The sequence below is a fragment of the Pseudomonas sp. SK2 genome, from assembly GCF_016772395.1.
GTDB classification, from domain to species: domain Bacteria; phylum Pseudomonadota; class Gammaproteobacteria; order Pseudomonadales; family Pseudomonadaceae; genus Aquipseudomonas; species Aquipseudomonas taiwanensis.
In genome coordinates this window covers 905,270-925,536 of sequence record NZ_CP061944.1, presented here as the reverse complement: position 1 = coordinate 925,536, position 20,267 = coordinate 905,270, and the positions used below count along the sequence as shown (strand labels likewise).

26 protein-coding genes are annotated in these 20,267 nt (G+C 62.4%); 12 read left to right on the top strand and 14 right to left on the bottom strand.

The features are described from left to right. Positions 1–19: 19 nt before the first annotated feature. The gene (locus tag IF103_RS04070) at positions 20–367 is read left to right on the top strand and encodes an HPF/RaiA family ribosome-associated protein (protein ID WP_023378740.1); all 348 of its coding nucleotides are present in this window, start codon (positions 20–22) and stop codon (positions 365–367) included. Positions 368–492: 125 nt separating this feature from the next. Then, positions 493–795: a DUF3509 domain-containing protein gene (locus IF103_RS04065; RefSeq protein ID WP_027908054.1), complete on the top strand. Its 303-nt coding sequence runs from the start codon at positions 493–495 to the stop codon at positions 793–795. A 15-nt stretch (positions 796–810) separates the two neighbouring features. Here the strand turns inward: IF103_RS04065 and IF103_RS04060 are convergent, their stop codons facing one another. Together IF103_RS04060 and IF103_RS04055 are read right to left on the bottom strand one after the other, a co-directional pair. Further along, a complete protein-coding gene (locus IF103_RS04060; protein WP_023378738.1) occupies positions 811–1,113 on the bottom strand; it encodes a hypothetical protein in 303 nt (100 codons plus the stop codon). A 114-nt stretch (positions 1,114–1,227) separates the two neighbouring features. Then, on the bottom strand, positions 1,228–1,698 hold the full coding sequence (locus IF103_RS04055; protein WP_023378737.1) for a phosphate-starvation-inducible protein PsiE: 471 nt from the start codon (positions 1,696–1,698) through the stop codon (positions 1,228–1,230). A gap of 257 nt (positions 1,699–1,955) precedes the next feature. On the opposite strand from IF103_RS04055, the gene IF103_RS04050 reads away from it, so the two are divergent. Further along, positions 1,956–2,213, top strand: a complete 258-nt coding sequence (locus IF103_RS04050; protein WP_023378736.1) for a YebG family protein — start codon at positions 1,956–1,958, stop codon at positions 2,211–2,213. Positions 2,214–2,255: 42 nt separating this feature from the next. Here IF103_RS04050 and IF103_RS04045 read toward each other — a convergent pair whose 3' ends face one another. Next, on the bottom strand, positions 2,256–3,275 hold the full coding sequence (locus tag IF103_RS04045) for a Leu/Phe/Val dehydrogenase (RefSeq protein ID WP_023378735.1): 1,020 nt from the start codon (positions 3,273–3,275) through the stop codon (positions 2,256–2,258). A 124-nt stretch (positions 3,276–3,399) separates the two neighbouring features. Here IF103_RS04045 and IF103_RS04040 point away from each other — a divergent pair, with 124 nt between their 5' ends. Continuing rightward, entirely contained in the window at positions 3,400–4,206 is an 807-nt protein-coding gene (locus tag IF103_RS04040) for a SirB1 family protein (protein WP_104882935.1), read from the top strand. On the opposite strand, the gene maiA is transcribed toward IF103_RS04040, so the two are convergent. The 3 genes from maiA to hmgA are packed head-to-tail and all read right to left on the bottom strand — an operon-like array spanning position 4,200 to position 7,444. Further along, complete coding sequence (maiA, locus tag IF103_RS04035) at positions 4,200–4,832, bottom strand: maleylacetoacetate isomerase (protein WP_023378733.1); 633 nt, start codon at positions 4,830–4,832, stop codon at positions 4,200–4,202. The two genes, IF103_RS04040 and maiA, sit on opposite strands and share 7 nt — an antisense overlap. A gap of 14 nt (positions 4,833–4,846) precedes the next feature. Next, positions 4,847–6,139, bottom strand: coding sequence for a fumarylacetoacetase (fahA, locus tag IF103_RS04030; protein WP_202675885.1), 1,293 nt, complete (start codon positions 6,137–6,139; stop codon positions 4,847–4,849). 3 nt (positions 6,140–6,142) lie between these two features. Further along, positions 6,143–7,444: a homogentisate 1,2-dioxygenase gene (gene hmgA, locus IF103_RS04025; protein ID WP_027908051.1), complete on the bottom strand. Its 1,302-nt coding sequence runs from the start codon at positions 7,442–7,444 to the stop codon at positions 6,143–6,145. 165 nt (positions 7,445–7,609) lie between these two features. On the opposite strand from hmgA, the gene IF103_RS04020 reads away from it, so the two are divergent. After that, complete coding sequence (locus IF103_RS04020; protein ID WP_023378730.1) at positions 7,610–8,395, top strand: IclR family transcriptional regulator; 786 nt, start codon at positions 7,610–7,612, stop codon at positions 8,393–8,395. A gap of 267 nt (positions 8,396–8,662) precedes the next feature. Here the strand turns inward: IF103_RS04020 and IF103_RS04015 are convergent, their stop codons facing one another. The 4 genes from IF103_RS04015 to IF103_RS04000 all read right to left on the bottom strand — a co-directional run bounded on the left by IF103_RS04015 (position 8,663) and on the right by IF103_RS04000 (position 11,837). After that, on the bottom strand, positions 8,663–9,577 hold the full coding sequence (locus tag IF103_RS04015) for an SDR family oxidoreductase (RefSeq protein ID WP_104882159.1): 915 nt from the start codon (positions 9,575–9,577) through the stop codon (positions 8,663–8,665). Between the two features lie 115 nt (positions 9,578–9,692). Next, positions 9,693–10,598, bottom strand: coding sequence for an alpha/beta fold hydrolase (locus IF103_RS04010; protein WP_104882160.1), 906 nt, complete (start codon positions 10,596–10,598; stop codon positions 9,693–9,695). 176 nt (positions 10,599–10,774) lie between these two features. Further along, positions 10,775–11,461 (bottom strand): LrgB family protein, encoded by a 687-nt coding sequence (locus IF103_RS04005; RefSeq protein WP_027908047.1) that lies wholly within the window; start codon positions 11,459–11,461, stop codon positions 10,775–10,777. After that, positions 11,451–11,837, bottom strand: coding sequence for a CidA/LrgA family protein (locus IF103_RS04000; RefSeq protein ID WP_023378725.1), 387 nt, complete (start codon positions 11,835–11,837; stop codon positions 11,451–11,453). The genes IF103_RS04005 and IF103_RS04000 overlap by 11 nt, the downstream gene beginning before the upstream one ends. A 96-nt stretch (positions 11,838–11,933) precedes the next feature. On the opposite strand from IF103_RS04000, the gene IF103_RS03995 reads away from it, so the two are divergent. Further along, positions 11,934–12,812: a LysR family transcriptional regulator gene (locus tag IF103_RS03995; protein ID WP_023378724.1), complete on the top strand. Its 879-nt coding sequence runs from the start codon at positions 11,934–11,936 to the stop codon at positions 12,810–12,812. A gap of 75 nt (positions 12,813–12,887) precedes the next feature. Here IF103_RS03995 and IF103_RS03990 read toward each other — a convergent pair whose 3' ends face one another. Next, entirely contained in the window at positions 12,888–13,343 is a 456-nt protein-coding gene (locus tag IF103_RS03990) for a flavodoxin (protein ID WP_023378723.1), read from the bottom strand. A gap of 105 nt (positions 13,344–13,448) precedes the next feature. On the opposite strand from IF103_RS03990, the gene IF103_RS03985 reads away from it, so the two are divergent. Both IF103_RS03985 and IF103_RS03980 read left to right on the top strand, forming a co-directional pair. Beyond that, positions 13,449–13,877, top strand: coding sequence for a PAS domain S-box protein (locus tag IF103_RS03985; protein WP_023378722.1), 429 nt, complete (start codon positions 13,449–13,451; stop codon positions 13,875–13,877). Between the two features lie 56 nt (positions 13,878–13,933). After that, complete coding sequence (locus IF103_RS03980) at positions 13,934–14,551, top strand: hypothetical protein (protein WP_023378721.1); 618 nt, start codon at positions 13,934–13,936, stop codon at positions 14,549–14,551. Here IF103_RS03980 and IF103_RS03975 read toward each other — a convergent pair. Next, the gene (locus IF103_RS03975; RefSeq protein ID WP_202675884.1) at positions 14,536–15,465 is read right to left on the bottom strand and encodes a MerR family transcriptional regulator; all 930 of its coding nucleotides are present in this window, start codon (positions 15,463–15,465) and stop codon (positions 14,536–14,538) included. The genes IF103_RS03980 and IF103_RS03975 overlap by 16 nt on opposite strands. Positions 15,466–15,683: 218 nt before the next feature. Between IF103_RS03975 and IF103_RS03970 the strand changes: the two genes are divergently transcribed. The 4 genes from IF103_RS03970 (at position 15,684) to IF103_RS03955 (ending at position 17,654) form a co-directional block, all read left to right on the top strand. Next, positions 15,684–16,244: a putative antibiotic biosynthesis monooxygenase gene (locus tag IF103_RS03970; RefSeq protein WP_023378719.1), complete on the top strand. Its 561-nt coding sequence runs from the start codon at positions 15,684–15,686 to the stop codon at positions 16,242–16,244. Between the two features lie 77 nt (positions 16,245–16,321). After that, positions 16,322–17,014: a dihydromonapterin reductase gene (gene folM / locus IF103_RS03965; protein ID WP_023378718.1), complete on the top strand. Its 693-nt coding sequence runs from the start codon at positions 16,322–16,324 to the stop codon at positions 17,012–17,014. A 9-nt stretch (positions 17,015–17,023) separates the two neighbouring features. Beyond that, positions 17,024–17,320 (top strand): DUF1244 domain-containing protein, encoded by a 297-nt coding sequence (locus tag IF103_RS03960; protein WP_023378717.1) that lies wholly within the window; start codon positions 17,024–17,026, stop codon positions 17,318–17,320. Beyond that, complete coding sequence (locus tag IF103_RS03955; protein ID WP_027908042.1) at positions 17,313–17,654, top strand: HopJ type III effector protein; 342 nt, start codon at positions 17,313–17,315, stop codon at positions 17,652–17,654. The genes IF103_RS03960 and IF103_RS03955 overlap by 8 nt, the downstream gene beginning before the upstream one ends. 68 nt (positions 17,655–17,722) lie before the next feature. Here the strand turns inward: IF103_RS03955 and IF103_RS03950 are convergent, their stop codons facing one another. Together IF103_RS03950 and fabV are read right to left on the bottom strand one after the other, a co-directional pair. Beyond that, positions 17,723–18,634: an alpha/beta hydrolase family protein gene (locus tag IF103_RS03950; protein WP_023378715.1), complete on the bottom strand. Its 912-nt coding sequence runs from the start codon at positions 18,632–18,634 to the stop codon at positions 17,723–17,725. A gap of 139 nt (positions 18,635–18,773) precedes the next feature. Further along, positions 18,774–19,985 carry an enoyl-ACP reductase FabV gene (gene fabV, locus IF103_RS03945; RefSeq protein WP_023378714.1) on the bottom strand — a complete coding sequence of 404 codons (1,212 nt, stop codon included), beginning with the start codon at positions 19,983–19,985 and terminating at the stop codon, positions 18,774–18,776. Positions 19,986–20,267 lie beyond the last annotated feature (282 nt).

The window sequence follows — 20,267 nt, the reverse complement described above, 5'->3', positions numbered from 1 at the left end:
GCTGAATAAGGATTGAATCATGCAAATCCAGGTCAACAGCAGCAACCATATCGAAGGCAACATCCGGCTCAATGAGTGGGTCCGCAGCACACTGCAGAGCACTCTCGAACGTTACGAGGACGACCTCACCCGCATCGAGGTGCACCTGCGCGACGAGAACGGCGCCAAGCCCGGACCGCATGACAAACGCTGCCAGATGGAGGCTCGCCCGAAAGGCCATCAGCCGATTTCCGTGACCCACACCGCCACCTCGCTGGACCAGGCCGTCGATGGCGCCGCCAGCAAGCTGAACAATGCGCTGGAGCACTTCTACGGCAAATTACGCAGCAAGCGCGGGGCACTGGAACTGAGTGATCCTGACGCCTGATCAAGCCCTATGTACAACAACGCCCGGCCTTGCGCCGGGCGTTTTCGTTTCCGTCGGCCATCGCGCCTGAACCAAGCCAGCGATTGCCGGTCAACTTCTGCAATCATCACGTGCAGAGCCTGACCATGAACAACCCTTTCGAGCAGATCAGCGCCGCCTTCGCCCCCGACTACCGGGTCAACCTGAGCATCGAACGCCTGGACGGCAGTATCATGCTGACGCTTTCGGACGATAGCGGCATGGTCGTCAAGCGCCTGATCAGCCAGGCCCAGCGCAACGACCCGGTGCGCTTGCAGCGTGTCATCGACAGCATTCGCCTGGGCCTGGCCATCGAGTTGGGACAGAACCCGTTGCAGGTGCTTGCTGCGCTAACCCGCGACCCACGTCCCGAACCGCGCAATTTCTCCGCCGTGGGCGTCGCTAACTGAAGCAGGGGTGGGCTGTCAGCCAAAACCCAGCATGTTGCCGATCTCTTTTTCGAGGTCCAGCAAATGCAGGCCGCGCACACGGTAACGAAGGTCGAAAGTGGCAGGTTGGTGGAACAGGCCAAACAACCCCTGATCGTAGGTAGGCTCCTCACCCCGACGCAGATGGTGCAAGACTTCATCGACCAGGTTGCGCGAGACGACCACATCGCAATCGATCACATCGGCAATTTCGGTGACATACACCGTATCCAGGTCGATTCCCAGCGGCAGGAAGGCCTCGGTCAGGTAAGCGCGGACGCTTTCAGCTTCAATCGTCATGGGGTTCTCCATTCGGCGTACGCAGCTCGCGACCCTGTGTCGCGATCAAGGACTCGACGCCGGACATCATTGAACCGCCGGGGAGGTTAACACCCGCGCTAACTATCTAGCCCCTCATTTGCCCTCTTCCAATTCTTTGCCGTTAGCGTCCAGCACCTTGGTCGACGGGTAGCGGTACGACGCGTAGCGCACCACCAGAATCGAGAACGCCAGCAACAGGATACCGCCGCACAGGTACAGCAGCCCTTCGTCCGGCGCCTTGTGGTGCGATACGTCACCGATCAGCAGGCGGGTCAACGCGGTGATGGCGACATACAGCAAGAAGCGGATCGGCATGTGGTTGGTCTTGAAGTAGATCCCCACCATCGCCCCGAGCTCCAGGTAGATGAACAGCAGCAGGATGTCATCCACGCTGATGCCGCCTTTGCCCAGCATGTCCAGGAAGGTCATCACTGCCGCATAGGCGGTGATAGCGCCGATGCCGAACAGCGCCAAGTAGTGGAACGCCTCGACGCACAGATTGCCCAGCGAGTCGGCCGAGCCGTGCAGGCCCTTGCGCAGTTTTTCAGCCCATTTGATGTTCACGATTGTCCATTCCCCGATACGACATGAAGGATGATGCATCACGCCTGTGACGCTTGTGCCATGCAGTTAAAGGGCCAGGCCCCCTCTCTTGGAAGGCGACCGAACGCCGCAAGACACCTGAGAGAGGCCGCCGACGCCAAACTGGGCTATAAAAATGCCAGTTCGCCAGCATGCAGGATTGCATTAGCGTCGATACTGTATGAATATACAGATATCACCTAGCACCTTCCCTTCTCCTTCGCTGAAGAGGCCAAACAATGGCTGTTGAAACCCTTTACCGCAGCTCTCGAGACCTGGAGACCCTTTTCGTGGACCGCAAACTCGCCGATGCGCATGACCAAATGCTCGAACTCGCCGAGGCGCTCACCGAAGTGTTGCTGAAGAATGTCGCCAACCTGAGTGAAAAACAGGCCGAAGACGCAGGCATCTTCATGGCCAAGAACCGCGCAGTGTTCGCTACTGCGTTCAAGAGCAACGCGTCGGCCCTGGGCGAACTGGTTCAGCCGAGCGAATAGCGGCTGGCGCGCAGCTGGCGAAGGAGCATGAGCCTTCGCCTCTCAACCGTACAACAGCCGTTCCGCCAGCATCTGCGCCACCCGCGCTGGCGAGCGCTTTTCTGCCTGGGCGTGGGCGAATACCTCGGTCAAGCGCGAGGGGATCCGCGCAAGATGCGCGGTGATGGTGGTCAGGTCTTCACCACGGTGCTTGAGGGCCACATAGATCAACCCGCCAGCATTGATGACGTAGTCGGGCGCATAAAGAATTCCGCGGGCCTCCAACTGGTCCGCCACCTGCAATGTGGTGAGCTGGTTGTTCGCCGATCCCGCTACCGCCGCGCAGCGCAGCTGCATCACGCTCTGGCCGGTGAGAACCGGCCCCACGCCGCACGGAGCGAAGATGTCGCAGGGGGTGCTGATCAAGGCGTCGTTGGTCACCGGGTGGGCGTTGAACTGCTCAACCGCCAGGCGTACGCGGCCAGGGTCCAGGTCACTCACCAGCAACTCCGCACCGGCCGCATGCAGTTGCTCGGCCAAGGCATAGCCCACATTGCCCAACCCCTGAACCGCTACCCGCAAGCCCTCCAGATTGCCACTGCCCAGGCGAGCCTGGGACGTGGCGCGAATACCGGCGAACACGCCCATCGCAGCATGCGGCGATGGGTCACCCGAGGCGGTGGTGCTGGTGACGTGGGGCGTGCTCTGGGCTATGCAGTCCATGTCCAGGGTCGAGGTGCCACTGTCCACGGCGGTTATGAAGCGACCTTGCAAGGTGTCGACAAAACGGCCAAAGGCCTCGAACAACGCCGCTCGGTTTTCCACATGCGGGTTGCGCATGATCACCGCTTTGCCGCCACCGAACGACAAGCCAGCCAGCGCCGCTTTGTAGCTCATGCCTTGAGCCAGGCGAATGGCATCGGTCATGGCGCTTTCGTCATCGGCGTACGGCAGGTAGCGACAGCCCCCCATGGCCGGCCCCAGGTGTTCGCTGTGAATCGCCACCACAGCCTTCAACCCTGTGGTCGGGTCGATCCACAGGTGCATTGACTGGGTGCGGGTGCTTTGCATCAGCGCGAACATCAACTGGCTCCCCCAAGAGGTGCTCCTTTGAGTATAGGCAGGCAGCCCATCCAAGGCACTTTGGCGGACCACTGGACGAACGAGGGCGTCAAAGCTAATAGTTAAGCGTATGTGGAGAAGCGCGATGAACCCACGTCAAGCCTGCCAGACCTGCCTGGAGCGCCAGCCGGTCGCCCTGCTGGAAGCCGCCCTCTGGATCGCCGCCGAGCACGACCGAAATGTCGACCCGGCCGCGTGCCTTGTCACGGTGCACAACCTGCAGCGTGAGATCAGCGCCAACCTGCCGATGCTGCCGTTGTGTGAACTGGCCCAGCCACTGTTGCGTCAGCTCAATGCCCTTGGCTTCCAGCAGGACGAATACCACCCGCTACGCCCACAGGCAGCCTTGATGGACAAGGTGCTGCAACGTCGTCGCGGGCAACCGTTGACCCTTGCCATACTGGCCCTGGAGCTTGCGCAACGGCTGTCCATCCCCCTTGAGGGCGTTGGTTTTCCCGGGCACTTCCTGCTGCGCGTTCCCGGTGCCGATCACCTGCTCGACCCCTGCGGCGGCCGGCGCCTGTACCCGGCGGATTGCCGCGAACTGCTGGCCCGCCAGTTCGGCCCGCATGTGCCACTGACCGCCGAGCATCTGCGGGTGGCAAGCCCGACGCAGATGCTGCAGCGACTGTCGCGCAACCTGCGTCAATTGCACATCAGCAACGATAACCACCTGGCCGCGTTGATCGATGCTGAGCGGGTCATGCAACTGGGGCCAGTCCAGGCCAGTGACTACACGGCCCGGGCCTCGCTTTACCAGCATCTGGATTGCCCCCAGGCCGAACGCTTCGACCTGGAGCATGCCTTGCTGCTGACCGACGATCCGATCCAGCGCCTGAAGCTGACCGAGCGCATCGGCCAGCTACCGGCGGTAAACCGGTCGATTCACTGAGCCGGTGTGTCCGGCTGGCGGGATGGGTGAGCCGTCACGAAGGCGGGGTGTCGCTGCGCAAGGGCCGCGACTCGGCGGATACGCGGGTAGGCACCCAGGTCGACAGTGAACCGCTCGGCCGCGTACAGCTGTGGAATCAAGTACACATCCGCCAACCCTGGCGAAGCGCCGAAACAGAAGCCCTCGTCACCGATCAGTTGTTCGATCGCCGCCAACCCCTGGCCAATCCAGTGGCCGATCCACTGGTTGACCTGCGACTCGTCATGCCCCAGCTGCCGCAGCTGGTTGAGCACGCTGACGTTGTGCAATGGATGGACATCGCAGGCGATGATCGCCGCTACAGCTCGCACCCTGGCCCTGTCCTCGGTACCCGCAGGCAGCAGTGCAGGCTGTGGATACGCCTCTTCGAGGTACTCGATGATCGCAGGGGACTGCACCAGCACATCACCGCCATCGGTGCGCAGGGCCGGCACACGGCCCTGTGGGTTGATGGCGGCATAACCTGCACCGAGCTGCTCACCCTTGAGCAGGTTCACCGGCAGGGCCTGGTAGTCCAGGCCCTTGAGCGCCAGGGCGATACGCACCCGAAAGGAAGAGGTGGAACGGTAGTAGGTATACAGCTCCATGTGCCGACCCTCGCTCAATTGGCCGCTACGATCTTGCCGCGGCATTCACCGAAACCGATGCTGGCGAAGCCCTCGCGCGTGCAGCGGGCACGCAGGATGATTTCGTCGCCGTCTTCGAGAAACTTGCGCACTTCGCCACTGGCCAGGGCTACCGGCTGCTTGCCACCTTCGGTGATCTCCAGCAGGCTGCCGTAGGAGCCAGGCGTGGCCCCGGACAGCGTCCCGGAGCCAAACAAGTCGCCCGGTTGTAGCTGGCAGCCGTTGACGCTGTGATGAGCCACCATCTGCGCCACGGTCCAGTACATGCTGCGGGTGTTGCTCAAGGTCAGGCGGTGGGCCGGCAGGCCTTGCTCGCGCAGGCCTTCGGTGAGCAGCAGCACCTCCAACTCGATGTCCAGTGCGCCATTGGCCTGGTCACGTTTGTCCAGCAGGTACGAGAGCGGTTGCGGGTCGCCTTCAGGGCGTGCTGGCTGGGCGCAACGGAAAGGCTCCAACGCCTCGGCGGTCACCACCCAGGGCGAAATGCTGGTGATGAAGCTCTTGGACAGGAACGGGCCCAGCGGCTGGTACTCCCAGACCTGGATATCACGCGCCGACCAGTCGTTGAGCAGGCAGTAGCCGGCCACGTGCTCGGCGGCATCCCCCACTGGGATCGCCTGGCCCAGGTCATTGCCCTGGCCAATCCAGATGCCCAGTTCCAGCTCGTAGTCCAACCGCGCGCAGGGGCCGAAGGTCGGCTCGCTCTGCCCGGCCGGCAGCGTCTGGCCCTTGGGACGACGCACCTCGGTACCGGAGGGGCGCAGGGTCGATGCCCGGCCGTGATAGCCGATCGGCACATACTTGTAGTTGGGCAGCAACGGGTTGTCGGGACGGAACAGTTTGCCGACATTTTTGGCGTGCTCGATACCGACGTAGAAATCGGTGTAATCGCCGACTTTGGCTGGCAGGTGCAGCTGGCAGTCACCGGCCGGATACAGCGCGGCCTTGAGGGCAGCCTGATGCTCGCTGTGCTCCCCCAGCAGCACCAACAGGCGCTCGCGCAGGGCGACACGGGCGCTGCGGCCCAGCGCGAAGAAGGCATTCAGTTGCCCACCCCGAGTAGCCTCGACCGCAGTCTTGGCCTGCCCTTCGAACAGGCCGGCGGCCAGTACCGCCTCCAGGTCGAGGATGGCATCGCCAATGGCGACGCCACATCGCTGTGCCTCACCAGGACGACTGAAGATTCCCAATGGCAGGTTCTGCAACGGGAAGTCGCTATGCCCGTTGGCGTGCTCTACCCAGCTGCGGGCAATGGCGGTCTGGTTCATCGGTTATCTCCGGTTCGGGTTGAAGGTGCTCGGCAGGGTTGCCCAGCAACTATCGTAGTCGGCCTGCAATTGGGGGCATTCGAGGGCATGGCGGCTTGGGCGCAGCACCTGGCTGGTCTCGAACATGAAAGCCATGGTGTTGTCGATCTTGTGCGGCGCAAGGTCTGCGGCGATGGCTTTCTCGCACGTTTCGGCATCCGGCCCGTGGGCGCTCATCACGCCATGCAGCGAAGCGCCGCCAGGCAGGAAACCTTCGGCCTTGGCGTCGTAGGCGCCTTGGATCAGGCCCATGAACTCATTCATCAGGTTGCGGTGGAACCATGGGGGTCGGAAGGTGTTCTCGGCCACCATCCAGCGTGGCGGGAAGATCACGAAGTCCATGTTGGCCATGCCGTGGACGCTGGTCGGTGATGTCAGCACGGTGAAAATGGATGGGTCCGGGTGGTCGAAGCTGACCGTGCCCAAGGTATTGAAACGGCGCAGGTCATACTTGTAGGGCACATGACTGCCGTGCCAGGCGACCACATCCAACGGCGAGTGCTGCAGCTCGCAGGCCCAGTGCTCGCCGAGGAACTTCTGCACCAGTTGTACCGGCCCGGTGGACTCTTCGTAATGGGCGACCGGCGTCAAGAAATCACGCGGGTTGGCCAGGCCATTGCTACCGATTGGCCCCAGCTCCGGAATGCGCAGCGGCGCCCCATGGTTCTCTGCCAGGTAACCACGGGCGTGGCCGTCGAGAAGTTCGACACGGAACTTCATGCCCCGCGGGATCACCGCGATTTCCAGCGGCTCGACTTCCATGACCCCAAGCTCGGTGGCGATGCGCAACCGTCCCTGCTCCGGCACCAGCAGCAGTTCGCCGTCGGCATTGAAGAACACCCGTTCCATGGAACGGTTGGCGCTGTAGATATAGATGCTGACGCCAGCGGGTTTTTCCGCCGACGCGTTGGCCACCATTGGCAGCCAGCCTTCGATGAAATCGGTGGCCTCGGTGGGGATTGGCTGTGGGTTCCAACGCAGGCGGTTGGGAGTGCTCGCACCAAGCGGGCCGTTCAGTGGCTGGCGCTCGAGGCGCTCGAAGCGCGGGTGCAGTGCCGAGGGACGAATGCGATACAACCAAGTGCGACGCAGTTCGCTGCGGGCCATGGTGAAGGCGGTGCCGGAAAGCAGTTCGGCGTACAGGCCGTAAGGGGCTTTCTGCGGCGAGTTCTGCCCCACCGGCAATGCGCCAGGCAACGCTTCACTGGCAAACTCGTTGCCAAAGCCGCTCAAGTAGTGAAGGTCGGGGGACGTGTCACTGTTCATCGATGCCTCCGGGCTCGTGCAGAGCCGTTGTTGGCAGCTGGCTGCGGGAGAAGGCAGCGCGTCTGCATTGTTTTTATCGTAATCAGATTACGTATAACGTAATTTGCTCCCCGAAAGGCGTCAAGCTATAAAGACGCCACTCGAAGACTCCGGAAGCCCCAGTCCATGGCCAAAGCCAGCCCCCCCGCCGACAACGGCAAGCAGAAGGTCCGCTCGGCAGAAGTCGGCACCGACATCCTCAAGGCCCTGGCCGAGCTCTCCCCTTCCACGTCGTTGTCGCGTCTGGCCGAGCATGTGCAGATGCCCGCAAGCAAGGTGCACCGCTATTTGCAGGCGCTGATCGCCAGCGGCTTCGCTGAGCAGGATGCAGCCACCAACCACTATGGGTTGGGACGCGAGGCCTTGCGGGTGGGGCTAGCCGCGTTAGGTAGCATCGATGTGCTGAAAATCTCGGCCTTGCCGCTGTCGCAGTTGCGCGACGAACTCAACGAAAGCTGCTTCATCGCGGTGTGGGGCAACCAGGGAGCGACCGTGGTGAGCATCGAGCCGGCGGTGCGTGCGGTGACCGTGGTGACCCAGATCGGCTCGGTATTGCCGTTGCTGAGTTCCTCGACCGGGCTGGTCTTCGCCGCCTACCTGCCCGAACGCGAAACGCGAGAATTGCGTGACCGCGAGCTGGCTTCGCTGGGGCAAACGCCTGCGGATTATGAACCCGTGCTGGCCGGTATCCGCGCGCGCGGCCTGCACCATGTGCATGGCCTGCTGATGCCGGGGGTCGATGCGCTGTCGGCACCCGTATTCAATGCCATGGGCCAGATTGCCGCCGTGATGACCGTGGTGGGGCCAACCTCGATCTTCCATGCCGACGAATCTGGCCCGGCGGCACGGCAGCTGTTAGCGGCGGCTCAAGAGGTCAGTTGGCGGATGGGCTATTCGCCGAGGGTTGAGTAAGCCTGCAGGGCGGAGGTGAAAACCTGAAAAGAGACAGGAATTGCGCTACGGGCACTTTTACCCGAAACGTAAAGGTGAATGTCACCAGCGACTATTTTTCCCCCAGGATCAAGCGCTTATTCTTGTCTCACTGGCTGGCACGAAGGGCTCTCCCCCCCCGCCTTTCGCGCCGAACAGGGTTCACCGACGTTGATTTTGAAGCTCCTTGATCATACGTCTCGATTGGCCGCTGCCTTTGCAGCGGTCTTTTTTTTTGGCTTGCCACAATCAACCCAGCGGATATTTCTGCAGATTCGCCATCATCTGCTGCAATGCCTGCAGGCTGTCCTCTGGGTGTACCGCACCCTGGAAATCGCCGATTTGTTCCCAGCTTTGCGCCACCTGCTCGGGGGTGAAACCTTCCCGTGGGTCAAAGCCGACGCCCAGACTACGCTCCCAGCGCACTTTGCCAATCCAGCCACCGCCGACCTCGAATAGCTGACCTGTGTCCTGGCACTGCTCGCTACCCAGGTACACCACCAGCGGGCTGATCAGCTCAGGTTTGAGCCGGTCGAACACTTGCGGCGGAATCAACCCCTCGGTCATTCGGGTCCCCCCCGTCGGCGCTATGGCATTGACCAGAACGCCATGCTTGCGTCCTTCGATGGCCAGTGTACGGGTCAGGCCGTAGAGGCCGAGCTTGGCCATCCCGTAGTTGGCCTGGCCGAAATTGCCGTAGATGCCGGACGTCGAGGCGGTGAAGATCACGCGTCCCCAGTTCTGCGCGCGCAGGTGCGGCCAGGCTGCATGGGTCACTTTGTAGGCGCCTTCGACATGCACCTGATAGACCTGATCCCAGTCGCTGTCTTCCATCTTGTGGAACGTCTTGTCACGCAGGATGCCGGCATTGTTCACCAGTACATCGACCCGACCAAAGCTGTCCAGGGCCTGCTCGACGATACGGGCGCCGTCGGCGACCGAGTCATGGTTGGCCACCGCCGTTCCCCCTGCAGCGCGGATCTCGGCCACCACGCGATCAGCCGCCGAAGCACTGGCACCTTCACCGTGGGTCGAGCCGCCCAGATCGTTGACCACGACTTTGGCGCCACGCTCGGCAAACAACAATGCATGGGCGCGGCCCAAGCCACCCCCGGCTCCCGTGACGATCACCACTCGGTCTTGCAGTTGCACCGGCTCGCTCATGTTCGTGGCTCCTGGTCAGGTTGGATGCAGCGAGTGTCCGCCAGCCCCGCAGGGCGAACAATCAAGCTCACTCAGGCTGAATGCCGGGCGATAACGCAGGGCGATGATCGCCTGGTCAGGACCAGGCGACCTTCAGCGGCAGGACACTCAACGGTTGTTCGCGAAACGCCAGGTAGTGACGCAGCACCTGCACGGGTGCCTCGGTATGCGGGTAATGGCCAATGCCTTGTAGCTGCACGGTGTCCGGCTCGGGTACCAGTTCCCGGTAGCGCTCGACCATGCGGATGCCCGAGATCGGGTCGACCACACCGTTGATCAAGCGCATCGGCACCCCTGCGCGCTGCATTGCCGCGACCCAGCGCTCGCGGTGCAGCCTGCGTTCGGGTACATAGCCCACCAGCTTGTGCAGAATGCGTGTACCCCGGTTGGCCGCGATCAGACTCCAGCAATCGTCCAGCGCGCTCTCGCTGGGATGTGTGCATGGGCCATAGATCTGGGTGACGCTGCGCACCAGGTCGTCCCGCCCGAACGAACGGCCCACCAGCCAACCCAGCCGGCTGAGCAGGAGCTTTTGAATCAGCAACACCTGGCAGCGCTCGGGGAACAATCCGCTGTTGAGGAACACGCAACTGGCGATGTCCGCGCGCTGTTCGTGGTGTCGCGCCAGCAACTCCTGGGCGACGCTGCCACCATAGCCATGCGCCAGCAGGTGCACCGGCTGGTCGACCTGCAGATGGGCAAGCAAAGCCTGCTGCAAGTCGGCTTGCTCCATCAAGCTGTAGGTGTGTTTGAGCGGTTTGGCAGAGTCGCCAAAACCCAGCATGTCGCAGGCAATGACCCGGAAGCGCTGAGCCAGCGGCGCCCACAGGTAGTGCCAATCCCAACTCGCGGTGGGAAATCCGTGCAACAGTAGCAGGGGCTCTCCTTGCCCTGCGGTCCAGTAGCGGATGCTCTGGCTCCGGAATGAGAAATGCTGTCCCCGGGTACGCCAGACGCACAATGGAATCTCGGCCAAAGGCATCAGAATCGTCCCGTCGGATAAGGGTTGGTGGAATAGGGCAAGGCTGCGGTCATTGCATGTCACCTCGGCACTTACATGTGCTCTCTACATCGAACCTCAGTCTAGCCAGCCGCCGAAGCAGAGAAACTTGCGTTGACAGCCAGCTTGATGACTCAGCGAGTCAGTGGCACGAACGGTCACAACAGCATGGCCAGAAGCGGCGCCGCAAACAGGTTCAGCAGCCCCGTCAGGACCATGACCAGGCCGGCCACGGAACCTTCTTCGCGGCCCACTTCCTGCGCCCGACTGACCCCAGCGCCATGAGCCCCAACCCCGAACAGGGCCCCTCTGGCCAAAGGCGTGCGCAAGGGCAACCAACGCAGCAGCACACCCCCGAACATCGCCCCCAGCACGCCGGTGAACATCACGAACACGGCCGTCAGCTCCGGGACGCCACCCAAGTCGTGGGCCAGCGGCATGGCGAAGGGCGTGGTGATCGAGCGAGGCACCAGCGACAGGCTGATCGCATTGTCCAGCGCCAACAGGTGCGCCAGCCCCCAGGAGCTGGCAATGGAAGCCGCGCTGCCAGCCACCATGCCGATCAACAATGCTGGCCAGTGCCGGGCCAACAGGGCCCGCTGCTGCCAGATAGGTACCGCGAATGCCACGGTCACCGGCCCAAGGACACTCATCAGCCAATGGGTGTTGCGTGCGTACTCGGCGTAGGCCGTGTGCAGCGGAATGGCGACCGCCAACAGCAGCGTTGGCACCAGTATCAACGGCGACAGCAGGTAGCGACCGCTACGCCGGTACAGCCAGCGGCTGCCCAGGTAGGCGGCCAGGGTCAGGGCCAACCAGAATAGCGGCATGGGCTCAAGACTCATGGCGCAGCCTCCAGCGACACACCCACTCGACGGTCACGGCAGTGACCACCATCACCATCAGTGTGCTCACGGCGATCACCAGCAATATTCGCCAGCCTTCGTGGCGCATCAAGGCGCCGTAGTCGAGCAGGCTCATCAGTGCCGGAATGAAGAACAGCAGCATCTCAGCCATCAGCCAGCCGGCGCCCAGTTGCAAGGTGGCGGGTTTGATCACGCCGCTGGCAAACAGCAGCAACAGCAGCGCAAGCCCCATCACACCGCCCGGGATGGGCCAGCCCAACCAGGCGGCCAATTGGCCGCCGAGCAGGAACAACGCCAACAGCACCGCCAGCTCGCCAAGCAGACGCAGGATCTTTTTCAGTAACGCGGGTTTCATGGGGGAGTCCTCGACAGGCCCTCATCTTAAAATTTGCCTGCCTAGGCCAGAAGCGAATTGTTAGACTGCACGGCATTCCATTTTGGAATTCAGGCCATGGAATTCAAACAACTGCGTAGCTTCATCGAAGTGGTCAACCGCGGGGGGTTCACGCAAGCCGCGCACACCCTGCACATCAGCCAGTCCGCGGTCAGCAAACAGGTCGCTCAACTTGAGCAAGATGTAGGCCAGCCCCTGCTGGAGCGCCAGGCTTCGCAGCTGCACCTGACCGCTGCCGGGCGCATCGTCCTTGAGCGTGGCGAAGCCTTGCTGCGCCAACGCCAGGCGCTACTCGAAGAACTCGACGACCTGAACCAGATGGGCCGGGGTGAACTGCGCCTTGGCCTGCCGCTGTTAGGCAGCGATGCCTTGTTCGCGGGGCTGTTCGCCGAGTATCGACGGCGCTACCCGAATATCTCGATCCAACTGCTCGAAGGCGGCAGCCACAGCATGGAACAAGCGGTGAGAACCGGCGAACTGGAACTTGGCGGCAGCCTGACGCCCAGTGACCCGGCCTTCGCGTACCAACCGTTCTGTAACGAGCCTTTGGATGTGCTGTTGCCGGCTGGGCATGCATTGGCGGGCCTGGGCCAGATCGATCTACATCAGTTGGCCGAGACACCGTTTCTGCTGTACCAGCGCAGCTTCGTACTGAACGACCGCTTGCTCAAGGCTTGTCAGCAGCAGGGATTCACGCCGAAGGAAGGTGGACGCAGCGGCCAGGCTGACTTTCTGGCTGCGCTGGTGGCAGCGGGCCAAGGCGTGGTGCTGCTGCCCCGGGTGGTGGCAAAAGCGCTGGAGCGCCCCGGAGTGGTGCGCCTGGCACTGCGCGCGCCCACGGAGCTGCGCTGGGACATCGCCTTTATCTGGCGGCGCGGGGCCTATCTGTCGCGGGCGGCGCAGGCATGGTTGCAATTGGTGCGGCAGGCGCCTTGAGCGTCTTGACCGACCTCATCGCCGCCAAGCCGGCTCCTGCGAGGTCCGCAGCGGACCTGGCAGGAGCCGCTGGAATCAGCCTTTGAGCGCCTGGGCCAGCTCGGCCAGCCAAGGCTCGGCATCGGCCTCCGGGGTTACCGTCTCGCTCGCATCCAGACGCAGCATCGGCTGCACTTCACGCACGCCCAGTTCGGCGAACAGCTCGCGCATTTGCTCGCCGCCACCGCAGAAGGTATCACCGTAGCTGGAGTCGCCCAGGGCGATCACCGCGCCCGGCAGGCCACGCCAGGCAGCGGGCAAGGTGTCACGAATGGTGCAGTACAGCGGCATGATGTTGTCCGGCAGCTCACCCATGCCGGTGGTCGAGGTGACCGCCAGCAAGGCCTCTGGCGCGAAGCCCTGCAAATCCTGCAACGTAGCCCGCGCAGCGTGCCAGGCGTCGAAACCTGCTGCCTTGAGCAAGGACTCGGCGTGACGGGCGACTTCTTCGGCGGTGCCATACACCGACCCGGAAATAATGGCGACTTTCATCGGGGAGAGGATTCCGAAACTGAGTGAAAACGTAGGATACTAACATCCGGCGCTGGCAAAAGGCCGCCTCTACCATAGTCCTCCTTTTCAATTGATGGCCCGGACATGATCAACGCGCAATTGCTGCAATCCATGGTCGATGCGTCCAACGACGGTATCGTGGTTGCCGAACAGGAGGGCGAAGACACCATCCTGATCTACGTGAACGCGGCGTTCGAACGCCTGACCGGATACAGCCGGGATGAGATTCTCTACCAGGACTGCCGTTTCCTGCAGGCCGACGATCGCGATCAACTCGGCCGTGCGCGCATCCGCAAAGCCCTCGCCGAAGGCCGCCCGTGCCGAGAAGTGCTACGCAACTACCGCAAGGACGGCACGGCTTTCTGGAACGAGTTGTCCATCACACCGGTCAAGAACGACGCCGAGCAACGAACCTATTTCATCGGCATCCAGAAGGATGTCAGCCGGCAGGTCGAGCTGGAGCGCGAGCTGGCCGAACTCAATGCCCGCCTGAATTCCGACGAACGTACCTGAACCAAGCCCCAGGAGCATTGTCCATCCCGTTGAAGAAATCGCCTCCGAGTTCGATCATGCAAGCAAACGCGCTCCTGACCCAGGACGAGCTGGACTTCATACAGGGCATGCAGCACACGCCGCAGCTGAACCTGGCCGACCCCATGTCGAGCCTGCTGGTCAATGGCGACCGCCGCATCCAGACCTTGCTCACCCGCCTGGTGGCCAATGAGCAGGTGACGTTGCAGGCCCAATTCAACAACCAGCAGATCAGCTTCCCGCTGCAACTGGTCGAAGACGAGTTCCACGCCCTGCACCTGCAACTGGGCTCACCGGAAATCTACGAGGACGGCCCGATGCTGCGTCCCTGGCGCCTGACGCTGGACCAGCCGAGCGCGTTGCTCGATGCTCACGACAAGGTCAGCGGACTGTGGGTGCGCGAAATCTCCTTCAAAGGGGCGCTGCTGGAAGTTCGTGACCTCAAGCATGCCCCAGCGCATTTCGAGCTGTATTTCGCCCCAGGTGGAATCACCCCGATCGAGTTGCAGGGGACTCTGGGCCGGCGCATTGGTCCAGATCTGGCTGCCTATGACCTGAGCCAAAGCCCGGCTGAAGAAATCGAGCGGCTGCGCGAGTACATTCTCCAGGCACATCGCCAGGCCCACCCTGAACTGTACGCTCAGGTATCGAGCTGACCGGCCAGAAACTGCCGCAAGCGCCGCCGCATCAACCCCGCCTCAGCGCCCAGACACGCCACCGGGCTTCCTGCCAGACTGTCCTGGGCCAGCTCCGCGGCTTCTCCAGCCAAGAGTAGTGGGCACTCCAGCCCCACCACCAGGCGCACCAAACGTTTGCCAAGGTCCAGCGTCAATCGGTGATTGGAGAACATCACCAAGGCAGCGGGACGCAACCGCTCGCAGACCAGCGTGAGTTCTTCAAGCGGTTGCCCTGGGGCCAGCAAGGTCACCGCCACGTCATCACTGCTCAAGAGCAGGCCGGCCACCAGCAACTCCAGCTCTTGGCAAGGCCCGGGCAGAGCCGCCATCAGCACTCGCTGAGTACCGCTCTTGCGCGAAGACTGCAGCAGCGACAGCACGCGTCCTCGCAAGAACTGATCAAGGAACAGCCATTCGCTGGTCTGCCCAAACATCCCATGCCCTGCCGCCAGATCGTGCCAGACCGGCAGAAACAGCTCCGTGAAAGCGTTCTGTAGGGTGCCATGGGCCAATGCCTGGTCGAACAACTGCCCCAGAATCGCGCTGTCGAAGGTGCGCAAGGCCTCGCGTAACCGGGCCTGGCACGGCCCCTGGGCATTGGCTGTGACGGCGGGACGGGCTTCGCGCGCCACGGCCTGGCCTCGGGCAAGAATGCCACCGACCTTGCTCACCGCGACACCACGCTCGAGCCAGCCCAGGATCAGGCGAATGTCGTCGATATCGGCTTGGGAATAAAGACGATGGCCACTGTCGGTTCGGGTCGGTTGGATCAGCCCGTAGCGCCTCTCCCAGGCACGCAGGGTCACCGGGTTGACGCCCGTGAGGCGGGAAACTTCGCGGATTGGAAACAGGTCCTGGTGTTCCAGGCCGGCCTCCATTGCCGTTTTGTTCATCTGCACTAAGCACCCTGTGCGCTTTGATTGAACGCGCATACTACTACGACAGAATAGATTATCGGTCTGTGACCGTTCGCCGCCTGAGACTTGCCTGGCGCTCAACAGTCGCGATAATCCGTGCCCGATTCTTGCATGTTCGCCTGCGTCGCCCACCACCCCGGGCGACACAGCCAAGGGGCCAGCTACCCGCCAGCCCCGTCGTCAGGAGATACACGATGTCTACGCCACCCGTCACCCTGATGGTGTCACGTCGCGCCGCCCATGGCCGCTACCAGGACTTGCTGGCCTGGCTACACGAAGGCGAGCAACTGGCCACCGATTTTCCCGGCTATCTTGGTTCGGGCATCCTCGCACCGCCCCACGATGGCGATGAATTTCAGATCATCTTCCGCTTCAGCGACGAACCCACCCTGCACGCTTGGGAACATTCCGCCTCGCGCCGAGCCTGGTTGCAGCGGGGCAACGGCCTGTTCGAGCGCCCCAAAGAGAGGCGCGTAACCGGCATTGACGACTGGTTCGGCACTAATATGGTGCAAAAACCGCCGCGTTGGAAGCAAGCCGTTGCTATCTGGCTCGCCTTCTTCCCGGTTTCGCTGCTGTTCAATCTGCTGTTCGGCCATTGGCTGGCGGCCTTGGACCTGGTACCCCGGGTGATGCTCAGCACACTGATGCTGACCCCCGTGATGGTCTATGTCTTCATTCCTCTCTCCACCCGCCTGCTGGCCAACTGGCTTAATGCCACGCCACACACCGGCGCGGCGCTACGCAGCCGTTGAGGCCAGGCCACGCAAGAGGGAAACAGTTCGGGTATGCTGGTCAGCAATGAAAGGACAGACAAGTTGACCGCCCGAACATGAACAGCCCAATCCTCGTTACCGGAGCCAGCCAGCGTGTCGGGCTGGCTCTGGCCCTCGAACTGGCACAGGCCGGCCATACGGTGATCAGTGCCAGCCGCAGCCTCCAGCCGCAACCTGCGCACCCGAATATCGTCCCGTTCAAGGCCGACCTCTGCCAGCAGGCCGATCGCCAGGCATTGATCGACTTCCTGCACAGTCATTACGACGGATTGCGAGCGATCATCCACAACGCTTCGCTGTGGCTGGATGACGGCCTCGACAACCTCGAGACCATGTTCCGCCTTCACGTCGAAGCGCCCTACCACCTGAACCTGGCACTGGGCGACCTGCTGTCCAAGGTGGACAAGGCCGATATCATTCACATCTGCGACGAGACCTCCTCGCGCGGCAGCAAGAGCCACATCGGCTATGCCGCCACCAAGGCCGCATTGCAGAACATGGTGCTGTCATTCGCCGAAAAATATGCGCCCAAGGTGCATGTCAACGGTATCCTCCCGGGCCTGTTGATCCTCAAGGAAGGCGGCGATGAAGCGTACCGCCAGCAGACGCTGAAAAAGGCCCTGCTGGAATTCGAACCCGGCGCCGGCCCACTGATCGAGACGGTCAAATACCTGCTTGCCAGCCAGTACAGCACCGGCAGCCAGGTGGTCATCAATGGCGGCCGTCACCTGAAGAATCGCATGACCTGAGAGAACCCCATGACGCCTCAACAGCAACTCGAACTCGAGGCCGCCGCATTCCGGCGCCTGGTCGAACACCTGCAAAAACGCACCGATGTTCAGAACATCGACCTGATGAACCTCTCCGGCTTCTGCCGAAACTGCCTGTCGAAGTGGTACAAGGCCGCCGCCGACGAGCGCCAGGTCGAACTGAGCATGGATGATGCGCGCGAAGCGGTGTACGGCATGCCCTACGCCGAGTGGAAAGCCCAATACCAGAAAGAAGCCAGCGCCGAGCAGCAAGCGGCGTTTGAAAAAGGAAAACCTCGTGACTGATCTGAATTCCCTGCGCGCCAGCCTGACCAGCGGCGAACACGTCTTTGCCGACACCCTGGCGTTCATTGCCGCCCACTACAGCTACCAGCCGCAGGCCTTCAACAACGGCGGTGTCGAGAACGCCGCCGGCCAGAACGAAGGCTCGTGCAAGACCTTGGGCCTGGCCCTGCTAGAAGGCCTGAGCGATGAGGAAGCACTGCTGGCATTCGGCGAGCACTACCGCAGCGTGCTGGCGACCCCTGAAGGCAGCGACCACGGCAATATCCGTGCACTGATCAAGCAGGGTTTGGCTGGCGTGAAGTTCGCCGAGCAGCCACTCTCGCGCCTGGCGTGAGCCCCGCGTGATTCATCGCCGGCAAGCCGGGTCCTGCAAGACCGCTGCAGGGGCCGGCTTGCCGGCAATCAGGCCGAAAAGATCTGCCCCGCCCACTCGGCCGAAACCTCCCCCCGCTGCAACCAGGCAAGCGCAATCGGCCACAGCGGCTCGCGGAAGCGGTCGTGGAAGAATGCGAAATGGCCGATCTCTCGGACTGAGATATCCACAGGCGCCAGGCGCAGGTGCAACCGCTGTGCATGCTTCAAGTACCCCAGCAGGCGCTCTGTCGCCGCCACCGTGCCAAACGGGTCGTCGGTCAGGCTGATCGCCAGCGTCGCAGCGCGCACCTGGGCAAAGGGCAAGCCTTGCAGCTGCCTCCCGCTGGGGCGCTGCTCGTAACGTGGAGTGCGCGCCGTCCAGTCCTGTACCACCCCCGCCGGTGTATCTTCCATCCAGCCCAGACGCTTGCCGGGGAAATACCCGAAAACCCGCGTCAGCAACGGCATCACCACATGCCATTTACCCAACAGCCGCCAACGCTGGTCCGCCGCATAGTCACGCCAATAGGCGAATTGCGCCCCTACCATCACCACCCGCCGCACCTGCCCGGCCGACGGCGCCAGTCCTACTGCGCAACCGCCGAAGCTGTGCCCGACCACATCCACGGGCTGCCCTGGAAACTGCTGTGCGGCATAGGTCAGCATGGCTTCGAAATCCAACTGCCCCCAGTCACTCCAGGACGCCTTGAACCCGCGTAGCGAATTCGGGCGTGACTCGCCGATGCCACGGTAGTCGTAGGTCAGCACATCCCAGCCGTGGGCGAACAGGTAGTCGGCAAAACGCGAGTAGTAGCGGCAACGCACCGAAGTCGCGGCGTTGATGATCACCAGGGGACGCTGGGCGTCGGGTTCGGCGTGACGCCAGAGGAAACCTCCGAGGCTGTAGCCGTCGGCGGTGGCGTGACGAAAAGCAGTGGCGGGCTGGGTAAGGCTGCTCATGGCGCGCGTCCTGTTGTTGTGCGCCAACGCTAGCAAAAAATGGCATGTCTGTACCGGCCCTATCGCCGGCACGCCGACCCCTACAGGATTTGCAGGAGCCGACTTGTCGGCGATCAGGGGCAGTACGGGCCGGACCCGATTACAGCTCGATGCAGTCGAACTTCACGTCGGTAGCCACATCTTCGTCGTAGTTGACGTCAGCACGCTCGAAACCGAACAGGTTGAGGAACTGCTTCTTGTAACCGGCATAGTCGGTCAGCTCGAACAGGTTCTCGGTGGTCACTTGCGGCCACAGCGCCTTGCAGGCGTCCTGTACGTCGTCGCGCAGCTCCCAATCGTCCAGGCGCAGACGGCCCTTTTCATCGACGTCGGCCGGCTGGCCATCGGCACGGTACATGCGGTCGCGGAACATACGGTCCAGCTGGTCCTGGGTGCCCTCGTGGACGCCCTTTTCCTGCATGATCTTGAACACCATCGACAGGTACAGCGGCATCACCGGAATGGCCGAGCTGGCCTGGGTGACCACCGATTTGAGCACTGCCACGTTGGCGCCGCCCTTGATCTCACCGGCCAGTTTCTTGTCCAGGCGCAGGGCGGTTTCGTCCAGGTCCTGCTTGGCCTTGCCCAGGGCACCATGCCAGTAGATCGGCCAGGTGATTTCGGTGCCGATGTAGCTGAAGGCAACGGTGCGTGCGCCTTCGGCGAGCACGTTGGCGCCTGCCAGGGCGTCGATCCACAGTTGCCAGTCCTGGCCACCCATGACGGTGACGGTATCGGCGATTTCCTGCTCGGTGGCCGGCTCGATGCTGGCCTCGATGATGGTGTCCTTGTTGGTGTCGATAGCGGTCGACTTGTACGGCTGACCGATCGGCTTGAGCGAGGAACGAACCAGCTCACCGGTCTGTGGCAGCTTACGCACAGGCGAAGCCAGCGAGTAGATCACCAAGTCGACCTGGCCGCCCATTTCGTTCTTGATCAGTTCGATGACCTTGGCGCGGGCTTCGTCCGAGAAGGCATCACCGTTGATCGACTTGCTGTACAGGCCTTCGGCTTTGGCGAACTTGTCGAAGGCAGCGGCGTTGTACCAGCCGGCGGTACCCGCCTTGGTCTCGGTGCCCGGTTTTTCGAAGAACACACCCAGGGTATCGGCCTTGAAGCCAAAGGCTGCGGTGATGCGAGCAGCCAGGCCGTAGCCACTGGAGGCACCAATGACCAGGACCTTCTTCGGACCATCCTCGCGCACGCCCAGCTTGCGGGTGGCTTCGATCTGGTCACGGACGTTGAGCTCGCAGCCCTTCGGGTGGGTCGTGGTGCAGATGAAACCGCGGACCTTAGGATGAATGATGGCCAATGTCTGTACCTCGTCAGGTTTATGCCAGGAAGCGCCGCCACGGGCGATTCCGATTGATCTAGAGGGTGAGACTACCCCCACCGGTTATCCGACACATATTACGGGGTGATTGGGGGGATTCAAACCGCGCGAGGCGTTCTGGCGCCCATCCGGTGACACCAGGTTGAAGTATCCGCGCGAAGAGCGGCGAGGCCAGGCACTTATTTGTTTTTCATATCAATGCCAAAGAAAAACAAACTTAACAAATGAACCCAACCGACCGATGCTGGCGGTAATGCGCCC